The 11,894-nt window shown below is 67.7% G+C and carries 11 protein-coding genes and 1 pseudogene; 8 read left to right on the top strand and 4 right to left on the bottom strand.

What is annotated here, in order from left to right; translation table 11 throughout:
• Both HMPREF3115_RS04895 and fdhD read right to left on the bottom strand, forming a co-directional pair.
• A pseudogene (locus tag HMPREF3115_RS04895) lies at nucleotides 1-207 on the bottom strand (molybdopterin molybdenumtransferase MoeA); the annotation flags it as partial.
• Nucleotides 204-1,046, bottom strand: a complete 843-nt coding sequence (gene fdhD, locus HMPREF3115_RS04890; protein ID WP_070553575.1) for a formate dehydrogenase accessory sulfurtransferase FdhD — start codon at nucleotides 1,044-1,046, stop codon at nucleotides 204-206. The gene fdhD and the pseudogene HMPREF3115_RS04895, both read right to left, overlap by 4 nt.
• Nucleotides 1,047-1,467: 421 nt before the next feature.
• Here fdhD and HMPREF3115_RS04885 point away from each other — a divergent pair, with 421 nt between their 5' ends.
• The 3 genes from HMPREF3115_RS04885 to HMPREF3115_RS04875 all read left to right on the top strand — a co-directional run bounded on the left by HMPREF3115_RS04885 (nucleotide 1,468) and on the right by HMPREF3115_RS04875 (nucleotide 4,902).
• Nucleotides 1,468-2,868: a cytochrome ubiquinol oxidase subunit I gene (locus HMPREF3115_RS04885; RefSeq protein WP_006407367.1), complete on the top strand. Its 1,401-nt coding sequence runs from the start codon at nucleotides 1,468-1,470 to the stop codon at nucleotides 2,866-2,868.
• Nucleotides 2,869-2,871: 3 nt separating this feature from the next.
• The gene (cydB, locus tag HMPREF3115_RS04880; protein WP_070553573.1) at nucleotides 2,872-3,879 is read left to right on the top strand and encodes a cytochrome d ubiquinol oxidase subunit II; all 1,008 of its coding nucleotides are present in this window, start codon (nucleotides 2,872-2,874) and stop codon (nucleotides 3,877-3,879) included.
• A 102-nt stretch (nucleotides 3,880-3,981) separates the two neighbouring features.
• Nucleotides 3,982-4,902 (top strand): bestrophin family protein, encoded by a 921-nt coding sequence (locus HMPREF3115_RS04875; RefSeq protein WP_070553571.1) that lies wholly within the window; start codon nucleotides 3,982-3,984, stop codon nucleotides 4,900-4,902.
• 52 nt (nucleotides 4,903-4,954) lie between these two features.
• Here HMPREF3115_RS04875 and HMPREF3115_RS31480 read toward each other — a convergent pair whose 3' ends face one another.
• Nucleotides 4,955-5,098, bottom strand: coding sequence for a hypothetical protein (locus tag HMPREF3115_RS31480; RefSeq protein ID WP_175686298.1), 144 nt, complete (start codon nucleotides 5,096-5,098; stop codon nucleotides 4,955-4,957).
• A 425-nt stretch (nucleotides 5,099-5,523) separates the two neighbouring features.
• Here HMPREF3115_RS31480 and HMPREF3115_RS04865 point away from each other — a divergent pair, with 425 nt between their 5' ends.
• The 4 genes from HMPREF3115_RS04865 (at nucleotide 5,524) to argE (ending at nucleotide 9,232) form a co-directional block, all read left to right on the top strand.
• Nucleotides 5,524-6,849, top strand: coding sequence for a flavin-containing monooxygenase (locus HMPREF3115_RS04865; protein ID WP_070553569.1), 1,326 nt, complete (start codon nucleotides 5,524-5,526; stop codon nucleotides 6,847-6,849).
• Between the two features lie 103 nt (nucleotides 6,850-6,952).
• A complete protein-coding gene (locus HMPREF3115_RS04860; RefSeq protein WP_006407373.1) occupies nucleotides 6,953-7,402 on the top strand; it encodes a RidA family protein in 450 nt (149 codons plus the stop codon).
• Nucleotides 7,399-8,076, top strand: coding sequence for a DUF1028 domain-containing protein (locus tag HMPREF3115_RS04855; RefSeq protein WP_006407374.1), 678 nt, complete (start codon nucleotides 7,399-7,401; stop codon nucleotides 8,074-8,076). The genes HMPREF3115_RS04860 and HMPREF3115_RS04855 overlap by 4 nt, the downstream gene beginning before the upstream one ends.
• Nucleotides 8,069-9,232, top strand: coding sequence for an acetylornithine deacetylase (gene argE / locus HMPREF3115_RS04850; RefSeq protein ID WP_053298950.1), 1,164 nt, complete (start codon nucleotides 8,069-8,071; stop codon nucleotides 9,230-9,232). The genes HMPREF3115_RS04855 and argE overlap by 8 nt, the downstream gene beginning before the upstream one ends.
• 53 nt (nucleotides 9,233-9,285) lie before the next feature.
• Here argE and HMPREF3115_RS04845 read toward each other — a convergent pair whose 3' ends face one another.
• Complete coding sequence (locus tag HMPREF3115_RS04845; RefSeq protein ID WP_006407376.1) at nucleotides 9,286-10,209, bottom strand: LysR substrate-binding domain-containing protein; 924 nt, start codon at nucleotides 10,207-10,209, stop codon at nucleotides 9,286-9,288.
• A 224-nt stretch (nucleotides 10,210-10,433) separates the two neighbouring features.
• On the opposite strand from HMPREF3115_RS04845, the gene HMPREF3115_RS04840 reads away from it, so the two are divergent.
• Nucleotides 10,434-11,855 (top strand): purine-cytosine permease family protein, encoded by a 1,422-nt coding sequence (locus tag HMPREF3115_RS04840; protein WP_065496941.1) that lies wholly within the window; start codon nucleotides 10,434-10,436, stop codon nucleotides 11,853-11,855.
• Nucleotides 11,856-11,894: the final 39 nt, after the last annotated feature.

Genomic DNA, 11,894 nt, shown 5'->3' with positions numbered 1-11,894 from the left:
CTCGGCGCCGGCCAGATCGGCGGCGCGCACGGCGTAGCCGTCCATCGCGCTCTGGTCGACGGGCGGCTGATCGAGCGAGGCGAACAGCGGCGCGGCCAGGATGCGGCCGACCGCATCGGCGAGCGGCACGGTCACGGCCGCATCGAGCGGCGCGAACGCGGTCGCGAAATACTGCTGGGCGGTATCGAAATCGAGCAAGGGTTTCATCGCGACAGGGTGGAAAGGGTGGCGGCCGGCGACACGTATTCGACGAAGCCGTCGTTGCGGCAGAAGCCGAGGAGCCGGATGCCGGCTTCGCGCGCGACGTCGATCGCGAGCGAGGTCGGCGCGGAGATCGTCGCGAGCATCGGTATCCCGACGCGCGCGGCCTTGCGCACGAGCTCGTAGCTCGCACGGCTCGACAGGAACACGAAGCCTGCGCCGAAGTCCGCGCGGCGGCGTGCGAGACAGCCGATCAGCTTGTCGAGCGCGTTGTGACGGCCGACGTCCTCGAACACGTCGAGCACGTTGCCGTCGCGGTCGCACCACGCGGCCGCGTGGATGCCGCCCGTCTCATGCATCAACGTCTGCCGCGCCGGCAGCGTGCGCGCGGCGCGCGCGACGGCGTGCGCACCGATGTCGAGGGCGCTGCCGGCGGCCGCGATGCGCGGCGGATGCAGATCGAGCTGCGCGATGCTTTCGATGCCGCACACGCCGCAGCCGGTGCGGCCGGCGAGGGCGCGGCGGTGTGCCTTCAGCGCCATGAATGCCTGCTGCGACACGGTCAGCTGCACTTCGGCGCTGCCGGTCCGGTACACGGTGTCGATGTCGAATACGTCCGACGCGCGCTCGACGATGCCTTCGCTGAGCGCGAAGCCGACGCCGAACGCGTCGAGATCGATCGGCGTCGCCATCATCACGGTATGCGAGATGCCGTTGAACACGAGTGCAACGGGGCATTCGTCGACGACGCGATCGACGACGCGCTGCGACGCGCCGGCACGGTGACGCGTCACGTGACAGCCGATGCTGCCGGCCGGCGCTTCGTCGCGAACGCAGGATTCCATACGGGTTTCTCCAGTCGAATCGGCCGGCCTGCCGGCGGCGTCCCGCGCGCTGCGCCGGACGACGGCGACGGGCCTGCCGCGGCGCCGCGCCGCGTCGCGCAGCCGTGCCGGGCGGGCTTGGGAAACGATCTTAAGGGCGTTCGGCGCGGCCGCGTGTGCACAGCGCCGCGGCACGGAAAGCAGTACAGCTGGCGCCCGTCTGCACGCGCAACCGGTTTTCCGTGTACACATCTTCGGCGACGCGGCGAGCACAGTTTCGATGCGCGCGAGAGCGATTGCGAGTATCGTTCGAAACGCGCTATCGTCATTCACGCTTCGATGCCGTGCGACGTGGTCCAGCTGCGCTCGTACATGCAATCGAGCCGTCGCGCGATTTCCTGTTTCGGGCGCACGTCCTCACAACCACGAGCACATTACGATCATGGAAATCTTCGATGCGTTCCATCTCGCACGCTTGCAATTCGCGTTCACGGTGTCGTTCCACATCGTGTTCCCCGCGATCAGCATCGGCATGGCGAGCTTCCTCGCCGTGCTGGAATGGCGTTATCTCGTCACCGGCGACGCGGCCTACAAATCCATGTTCCAGTTCTGGTCGAAGATTTTCGCGATCGGCTTCGGGATGGGCGTCGTCTCCGGCGTCGTGATGGCCTACGAGTTCGGCACGAACTGGTCGGGCTTCTCGCGCATCGCGGGCAACATCACGGGGCCGCTGCTTACCTACGAGGTGCTGACGGCGTTCTTCCTCGAAGCGGGCTTTCTCGGCGTGATGCTGTTCGGCTGGCAGCGCGTGAGCCCGCGCGCGCATTTCTTCGCGACGCTGATGGTCGCGGTCGGCACGCTGATCTCGACGTTCTGGATTCTCGCGTCGAACAGCTTCATGCAGACGCCGCAGGGCTACCGGATCGAGAACGGCCTCGTCGTGCCGGTCGACTGGTTCAAGGTCGTGTTCAACCCGTCGTTCCCGTATCGCCTCGTGCACATGACGATTGCCGCGTTCATCGTCGCAGGTTTCATCGTCGCCGCATGCGGTGCATGGCATCTGCTGAAGGGGCGCCGCGACGAACCGGTCAAGCGCAGCTTCTCGATGGCGCTCTGGATGCTGCTGCTGCTCGCGCCGATCCAGATCGTCGTCGGCGACGCGCACGGCCTCAACACGCGCGAGTATCAGCCGGCGAAGATCGCGGCGATCGAAGGGCTGTGGGAGACCGAGAAGGGCGGTACCGCGCTGAACCTCGTCGGCCTGCCCGACATGCAGGCCGAGACGACGCGCTATGCGATCCAGGTGCCGCACCTCGGCAGCCTGATCCTCACGCACAGTTGGGATGGCGAAATTCGCGGACTGAAGGAATTCGCGCCGCAGGATCGCCCGTACTCGCCTGTCGTGTTCTGGACCTTCCGGATCATGGCGGGCCTCGGGATGCTGATGCTGCTGACCGCGCTGCTCGGGCTGCTGCTGCGCAAGGGCGGGCGCCTCTACGAAACGCGCTGGTTCCAGTGGTTCGTGCTCGGCATGGGGCCGTCGGGCATCGTCGCGCTGCTCGCGGGCTGGATCACGACCGAAGTCGGCCGGCAGCCGTGGACCGTCTACGGCGTGCTGCGCACGGTCGATTCGGTGTCGCCGCTTACCGCGCAGCAGGTCGGCGTATCGCTGCTGGTGTTCGTCGTCGTGTATTTCCTCGTATTCGGAACGGGCATCTATTACATGATGAAACTGATGAAGCACGGGCCGGCCGCGCAGGCCGGGTATATCGAGCTCCACCGGCATCCGGGCTTGCGCAATCGCGCCTTGTCGACGTCGCTGGATACGGCCGAAGCGGAGTAAGCCATGCAAATCGATCTTCCTGTCGTGTGGGCCGCGATCATCGGCCTCGGCGTGTTCCTGTACGTGATGCTCGACGGCTTCGATCTCGGCATCGGTCTGCTGTTTCCGTTCTTCGACGCGAAAGCCGAGCGGCAGGTGATGCTCGATACGGTCGCGCCCGTGTGGGACGGCAACGAGACGTTCCTCGTGCTCGGCGGCGCAGGGTTGTACGGCGCGTTTCCCGTCGTGTATTCGACGCTGCTGCCGGCCAACTACCTGCCGCTGATCCTGATGGTGGTCGGGCTGATCTTCCGCGGGGCGGCATTCGAGCTGCGCGCGAAGGCGAACCGCACGCAGCACATGTGGGATCTCGCGTTCATGGGCGGCTCCGCGCTTGCCGCGTTCTGCCAGGGCATCGTGCTCGGTTCGCTGCTGCAGGGCATCCGCATCGAGAACAACCATTTCGCGGGCGGGCCGTTCGACTGGCTCTCGCCGTTCAGCCTGTTCTGCGGGATCGGCGTGCTCGTCACGTATGCCACGCTCGGTTGCGGCTGGCTGATCCTCAAGGTCGACGGCGAGCTGCAGCGCAAGATGCGCGAGCTGATGAAGCCGCTGACGGCTGTGCTGCTCGGCGTGATGGCCGTCGTCAGCCTGTGGACGGTGATCGGCCTGCCGGCCGTCGCGCATCGCTGGTTCGGCAGCGGCAATCTCGGCTGGTTCCTGCCGGTGCCGGTGCTCGTCGTCGCGTGCGTCTGGGGCATCTTCCACACGGTGAAGCACCGGCACGAGGCCACGCCGTTCCTCCTGACGCTCGCCATCGTGTTCCTCGGCTATACGGGGCTCGTGATCAGCATCTGGCCGAACATCGTGCCGCCGTCGCTGTCGATCTGGGATGCGTCGTCGAGCCGTTCGAGCCAGCTGTTCGCGCTCGTCGGCACGGTGATCGTGCTGCCGGTGATCCTCGTCTACAACGCGATGCAGTATCGCGTGTTCCGCGGCAAGGTGCGCGAGGGCGACATCGGCTATCACTGACCGGCGCAAGCCGGCACGGAACGGAAGAGCGGCCCGCCCAGCGCGGGCCGTCGCGCATCGCAGGATGTCCGCGCGCACGCGCGGTCAGTGGGAATACTTACCATGATCGTCAGACCAAGACAAAACTGGCTCAGGATGCTGTTCGTATGGAACGGCTCCGTGCTCCAATCGATCATTCCGCAACTCGGTTTCATGGCGATCGTCAGCACGCTGGCGGTCTTCACGAACGGGCGCATCTTCGGCGAGAAGATTCCGCTGAACACCGCGCCGTTCACGCTGTTCGGGCTCGCGCTCGCGATCTTCCTCGCGTTTCGCAACAACGCGAGCTTCGAGCGCTTCAAGGAGGCGCGGCTGCTGTGGGGCAATCTGCTGATCGCCGCACGCGCGCTGACGTCGCAGATGCGGCGCTACCTGCCCGACAGCGTCGACGACGCGCAGCGCAACCGGCTCGCCGACTGGCTGATCGCGTTTGCCTATGCGCTGAAGCACGAGCTGCGGCACACCGATCCGCTGCCGGACCTCGAGCGCATCCTCGGCGCCGAGCGTGCGGGCCTGCTCGCGCGCAAGGCGTACCGGCCCGTCGCGATCCTCGACCTGTTGCGCGGCGAGCTCGTGCACGCGCTCGGCCGCACGCCGGGCAGCGAGACGATCTGCTGGATGTTCGACGCGCAGCTCGATGCGCTCGGCAAGACGGTCGGCGGCTGCGAACGAATCCTCTCGACGCCGATTCCGTTCTCGTACAGCGTGCTGCTGCATCGCACGGTGTATGCGTATTGCGTGCTGCTGCCGTTCGGCCTCGTCGATTCGACCGAATTCTTCACGCCGCTGATCTGCGTGTTCATCTCGTACACGCTGATCGCGCTCGAGGCGATCGCGAACGAGGTCGCCGAGCCGTTCGGGCTCGCGCCGAACGCGCTCGCGCTCGACGCGATGACGCGCACGATCGAGCGCTCGGTGCTCGAGCTGGGCGAACGCGACTTGCCGGCAGAGTATGTGCCGGCGTCGACGTATCAGATCACGTAACGGCGTGCTCCCGCGCGCGCGTCGTGCGTCGCGCCGGGTGCGATTCAGAGATTCAACGCAGCGTCGACTCCATCGCGAGCCGCGCGATCTCGGCGGACGGCCACATCAGATAAAGCAGCGCCGCCATCGACAGCAGCGCGCATGCGCGCGCGACGAGTGTGCGGTCGAGCCGGTGCAGGGTGCGGAGGGACTGCATCAATTTCTTCATGTTGCTTGCGCGGGCGCGCGGTTCCGGCGGTTGCTGCAAAGGGGCCGGACCGGCGCGCGGCGGTGTGACGATCAGGGAAAACGACGCGCATCGTACCAGTTCCCCGCGGCGAAGACCGTCAACGATTGTCGGTCCGCATGCCGTTAATCGGGGACCGTTGCGCGGGCAACGGGCTGCACGACGTTTCGTCTGAGCATTGTGCGAGGCCGACGAACGCGATCGCCCGAGACGGACGCGCGCACGGCCCGGCGCGCGCGGCCGCCTGTCAAGGCGCCGCGGCAGGGCCAGCTTTTTTCTCGCCAACGACGACAAAAAACCTCATTTCGCGCCGCGCGGCGCGTCAGCAGAATGTCTTCATTCGAACTCGCGCGACCGCCGGTGCCGCGCGGGCCGCACTTCAGAAGGAGACAGACGTGACAGTCGAAACAACCGCAATCGATACGCTGGTGGTGGGCGCCGGCCAGGCCGGCGTGGCCATGAGCGAGCACCTCGGCAAGCTCGGCGTGCCGCATCTCGTGCTCGAGCGCGACCGCATCGCCGAGCGCTGGCGCACCGCGCGCTGGGATTCGCTGGTCGCGAACGGACCCGCGTGGCACGACCGCTTTCCGGGGCTCGAATTCGAGGGCCTCGATCCCGACGCGTTCGCATCGAAGGATCAGGTCGCGGACTACTTCGAAGCCTATGCGCGCAAGATCGGCGCACCGATCCGGACCGGCGTCGAAGTGACGAGCGTCGTGCGCCAGGCGGGCAAGCCGGGCTTCGTCGTCGAGACCTCGGCCGGCCGTATCGACGCGATGCGCGTGGTGGTCGCGACCGGCCCGTTCCAGCGTCCGGTGATTCCGCCGATCGCGCCGCGCGACGCGCGCCTCACGCAGATCCACTCCGCCGACTACCGCAATCCCGCGCAACTGCCGGACGGCGGCGTGCTCGTGGTCGGCGCCGGCTCGTCCGGCGTGCAGATCGCCGATGAACTGCAGCGCGCGGGCCGCCGCGTCTATCTGTCGGTCGGCCCGCACGATCGCCCGCCGCGCGCGTATCGCGGCCGCGACTTCTGCTGGTGGCTCGGCGTGCTCGGCGAATGGGACAAGGAAGTCGCGACGCCCGGCCGCGAACACGTGACGATCGCGGTCAGCGGCGCGCGCGGCGGCCACACGGTCGATTTCCGCGCGCTCGCGAACCAGGGCGTGACGCTGGTCGGGATGACGCGCGCGTTCGACGGCGGCGTCGTCACGTTCGAAGCGGATCTCGCGGCGAATCTCGCGCGCGGCGACGCCAACTATCTCGCGCTGCTCGACGCGGCCGACGCGTACGCGGCACGCAACGGCCTCGATCTGCCCGACGAGCCCGAAGCGCGCCGCATTCTGCCCGATCCGGACTGCGTGACGCATCCGCTTGCGACGCTCGATCTCGCGGCGGCCGGCGTCACGTCGATCGTCTGGGCGACCGGCTATGCGGTCGACTACGGCTGGCTGAAGGTCGACGCGTTCGCGGAGAACGGCAAGCCGCAGCATCAGCGCGGCGTGTCGAAGGAGCCCGGCATTTATTTCGTCGGATTGCCGTGGCTGTCGCGACGCGGATCGAGCTTCATCTGGGGCGTGTGGCACGACGCCAGGCACATCGCCGATCACATCGCGACGCAGCGCAAGTATCTCGACTACCACACGGGCGCGCAGCATCGTGCGGCGCAGGACGCCGGCACCGCGCCGGCCGCGCGCCCGCTCGCGGACGCGCTGAGCTGAACGCGACTCAGCGTCGCCGCCCGATTTCACGCGCCCGCCGCACGAATGCGCATCGCGCACGGCGGGCGTTTCATCCGACACGAGACCCGAACGAAGGACACCGATGAGCGAACCGACCCATACCCGCATCCGCATGTTCAACACGCGCGACACCTATCCGAACCAGTCGCTCGACAACGATCTGTGCCAGGCCGTGCGTGCCGGCAATACCGTCTACGTACGCGGCCAGGTCGGCACCGATTTCGACGGCAATCTGATCGGTCTCGGCGATCCGCGCGCGCAGGCCGAGCAGGCGATGAAGAACGTCAAGCAGCTGCTCGAGGAAGCGGGCAGCGACCTCACGCATATCGTGAAGACGACGACGTACCTGATCGACCCGCGCTACCGCGAGCCGGTGTATCGCGAAGTCGGCAAGTGGCTGAAGGGCGTCTATCCGATCTCGACGGGCCTCGTCGTATCGGCGCTCGGCCAGCCGCAATGGCTGATGGAAATCGACGTAATCGCCGTGATTCCCGACAACTGGCAGCCGAACCGCACGCAGGAGGCGGCATGACGTTCTCGATCGTCGGGCGCTGCCCGGAGACGGGGCAGCTCGGGATCGCGATCAGCTCGTCGAGCATCGCGGTCGGCGCGCGCTGTCCGTGGGTGCGTGCGGGCGTCGGCGCGGTCGCGACGCAGAACGTCACGCTGCCGGCGCTCGGCCCGCAGATCCTCGACCGGATCGAGCGCGAGCAGTGCGCGCCGCGCACGGCGCTCGACCGCGCGTTGAGCGCGAACGGCTGGAGCCAGTATCGGCAGGTCACGGTGATCGACGGGCAGGGGCGCACCGCGTGCTTCACGGGCAGCGAGGCGCTCGGCACGCATCACGCGGCGACCGGCGAGCAATGCGTCGCGGCCGGCAATCTGCTCGCGTCGACCGGCGTGATCGATGCGATGGTCGAGGCCTTCGAGCGCGCACACGGGCTGCTCGCCGATCGGCTGCTTGCCGCGATGCACGCGGCGGTCGCGGCCGGCGGCGAGGCGGGGCCCGTGCATTCGGCCGCGCTGCAGGTCGCGGGCGATCTGACCTGGCCGATCGTCGATCTGCGTGTCGACTGGGCCGACACGGCGCCGATCGCGCAGCTCGATGCGCTGTGGCGCGCGTACCGTCCGCAGATGCACGACTACCAGACACGCGCGCTGGACCCGACCGCCGCGCCGAGCTACGGAGTGCCCGGCGATGAGTGACGGAGCGAGCCGCGCGCTGCTCGAACGGCTGATCGGCTTCGCGACGGTCAGCCGCGATTCGAATCTGGCGATGATCGATTTCATCCGCGACTATCTGCGCGGCTTCGGGATCGAGAGCGAACTGTTCTACAACGCGGAACGCACGAAGGCGAGCCTCTACGCGACGATCGGCCCGCGCGGCGGCGGGGGGATCGCACTGTCCGGCCATACCGACGTCGTGCCGGTCGACGGACAGACCTGGACCGTCGATCCGTTCCGGCTCACGGAACGCGACGGTCGCCTGTACGGACGCGGGACCGCAGACATGAAGGGCTTCATCGCGTCGGTGCTGGCCGCGGTGCCTGCATTCGTCGCGCAGCCGCTGCGCGAGCCCGTGCATCTCGCGTTTTCGTACGACGAGGAGATCGGCTGCGTCGGCGTGCGGCCGATGCTCGAGGCGCTCGCGCAGCGCGCGGATCGTCCGCGCCTCTGCGTGATCGGCGAGCCGACCGAGCTGAAGCCGGTGCTCGGCCACAAGGGCAAGCTTGCGATGCGCTGTCACGTGAAGGGCGCCGCCTGTCATTCGGCGTACGCGCCGTCGGGCGTGAACGCGATCCACTATGCGGCGAAGCTGATCGGCCGGCTCGGCGAGATCGGCGACGCGCTTGCGCGTCCCGAGCACCGCGACGGCCGCTTCGATCCGCCGTTCTCGACCGTGCAGGCCGGGCTGATCGACGGCGGCCGCGCCTTGAACATCGTGCCGGCCGAATGCACGTTCGACTTCGAAGTGCGTGCGCTGCCGGGCTTCGACGCAGAGAACGTGCCGCGCGCGCTGCAGGATTATGCGGAAACGGAACTGCTGCCCGCCATGCGCGCGGTGCAGCCCGATACCGACATCCGGCTGCAGCCGCTCGGCGCCTATCCGGGCCTCGCGACCGCGCGTGACACCGATGCGGCGCGGCTGCTCGCGATGCTGACCGGCTCGGACGCGTTCGGCACCGTCGCGTTCGGCACCGAGGGTGGGCTGTTCGGCGCGGCCGGCATTCCGGCCGTCGTCTGCGGGCCGGGCAGCATGGATCAGGGGCACAAGCCCGACGAATTCGTGACGCTCGCGCAGCTGCACGGCTGCGATGCGATGCTCGCGCGGCTGGCCGCGCATCTCGCGCAACGCGCTTGATGCACCGACGTTCGACGCGCCGACATGCCGGCGCTCGAACGCGGCGCCGTGCGCTAGCGAGGCGGCGCCGCGTGGATCTGTGCGAGCCGTTCGCGGCTGAACTCGACGAACGCCTGCGCCTGCTTGGTCAGCTGCCCGCGCTTGAGCCGCGCGCTGACGAGCCCCGACGGGCTGACCGTTTCGCTGATGCCGATCGTCACGACGCGGCGGCCGTCGTACGTGTATTCCGAATGCGGGCGCGTGACGAGCAGCGAGAACCCGAAGCCCTGGCCGACCATCCCGCGCACCATCTCGATCGACGGCGACGCGAACACGATGTTCGGCGTGAGCCCCAGTTCGTGAAACAGGCTGACGAAGTAGGTGCGGCTCGGCTGCACGTCGAGCAGGATCATCGGCTCGACGCTCAGGTCGTGCAGCGACACCTGCGCCTGGCTCGCGAAGCGGTGGTGTTCCGGCAGCAGCACGTACGGCTGCTGCGGCGGCATCAGCGGCTCGGTCTCGATCGTCGCGTCGAGATCGTGATCGTAGAGAAACGCGAGATCGAAGCTGCCGGCCGTGAGCCCCTGCACGAGTTCCTGCTGATCGCCGTCGCGCAGCCGGATGTCGACGCCCGGATAGCGCTCGCGAAAACCGGCGATCAACTGCGGCAGATACAGCGGCGCGACCGTCTCGAAACAGCCGATGTCGATCTGGCCGGACACGACGTCGTTGTCCGCGAGCGCGTTCTGTTCGAATTCGCGCGCGATGCGCAGCAGTTCCTGCGCCTTCCGGTAGAAGCGCGTGCCGCTCGGCGTCAGCGACACGCCCTGCGCGTGATGGCGGATGAACAGCATCACGCCGAAGCTTTCCTCCAGACCCTTGATCGCGCTGGAAATCGACGGCTGCGCGATGAACAGCTGGCGCGACGCCTCGGCGACGCTGCCGGCCTCGACCGTCGTCACGAAGTATTTCAACTGCCGCAAAGTGTAGTGAGCCACGAAGCACCTCTATCGCTCGGCCTGGCGCCGCGCGGGGGCGGCGGTTCCAGGATGTCGGGGTAGCACCATACCCGAACAAATCGGCGGCCGCGATCGTCGCTGCAGAGCTTTTTCATATGGCTCGGAAATATTTTTAGTATTTTCCGGTCGCCCCGCGCGTGGCGCACCATCGTCTCCGACATCGACCGCGCCGGCACCCGCCGCGCTGCACAGGAGACATCATCATGACGACCGCGGACCGCAACGCGTCCCCAATGATAGAGAAGCATACGATCGGCTACGTGCCGCCCGCAGACCGGCACGGCAAGGTGCGCGATCTGTTTACGCTCTGGTTCGGCGGCAATATCGCGCCGCTGCCGATCGTGACGGGCGCGCTCGGCGTGCAGATTTTTCATCTGAACCTGATGTGGGCGATCGTCGCGATCGTCGTCGGCCAGGCGGTCGGCGGCGTGCTGATGGCGCTGCATTCGGCGCAGGGGCCGCAGATGGGCATCCCGCAGATGATCCAGAGCCGCGCGCAGTTCGGCTCGTGGGGCGCGCTGCTCGTGACGGTGATCGCGGCCGTCATGTACGTCGGCTTCTTCGCGTCGAACATCGTGCTCGCCGGCAAGTCGGTGCACGGAATTGCGCCGGCCGTGCCGGTGCCGGTCGGCATCGTGATCGGCGCGGTCGGCTCCGGGCTGATCGGCATCGTCGGCTACCGGTTCATCCATATCCTGAACCGGATCGGCACGTGGGTGCTCGGAATCGGCATCGCCGTCGGCTTCTGGACGATCCTGTCGCACGTGAGCACCGACGATTTCTTCACGCGCGGCGGCTTCAACTTCGCGGGCTGGCTCGCGACGGTATCGTTGTCCGCGCTCTGGCAGATCGCGTTCGCGCCGTACGTGTCGGACTATTCGCGCTATCTGCCGGAGAACGTCGGCGTCGCGTCGACGTTCTGGGCGACCTATCTCGGCTGCGCGATCGGGTCGACGCTCGCGTTCATCTTCGGCGCGGTCGCGGTGCTCGCGGTGCCGGCCGGCGCCGACACGATGGACGCGGTCAAGCAGGCGACGGGCGCGCTCGGCCCGCTGATGCTCGTGCTGTTCCTGCTCAGCGTGATCAGCCACAACGCGCTGAACCTGTACGGCGCGGTGCTCGCGGTCATCACGTCGGTGCAGACGTTCGCGTACCGGTGGATTCCGACCGCGAAGGCGCGCGCGGTGCTGTCGGTCGTGATTTTCGTGGCGTGCTGCTACGCGGCGATCGGCGCGTCGACGAACTTCATCGGCCACCTCGTCGATCTCGTGCTCGCGCTGCTCGTCGTACTGGTGCCGTGGACCGCGATCAACCTGATCGACTTCTACGTGATCCACAAGGGGAAGTACGACATCAAGTCGATCTTCCTCGTCGACGGCGGCATCTACGGACGCTTCAATCCGCAGGCGCTGCTCGCCTATGCGGTCGGGATCGTCGTGCAGATTCCGTTCATGAATACGCCGATGTATGCAGGCCCGATTCCCGCGCATCTCGGCGGCGCGGATCTGTCGTGGCTGGTCGGCCTCGTGCTGACCTCGCCGCTGTACTACTGGCTCGCGACGCGCGACAGCGCGTATCGCCGCAAGCAGACGGCCGCGTCGCTGCCGTCGAGCGCCGCGCGCTGAGCCGGGCGCGCGACGCGGGCGACAAGCGCTGCGCGGCCG

Source organism: Burkholderia sp. HMSC10F09 (genome assembly GCF_001806955.1).
GTDB classification, from domain to species: Bacteria; Pseudomonadota; Gammaproteobacteria; order Burkholderiales; family Burkholderiaceae; genus Burkholderia; species Burkholderia multivorans.
This window is presented reverse-complemented; position numbering and strand designations above follow the sequence as displayed.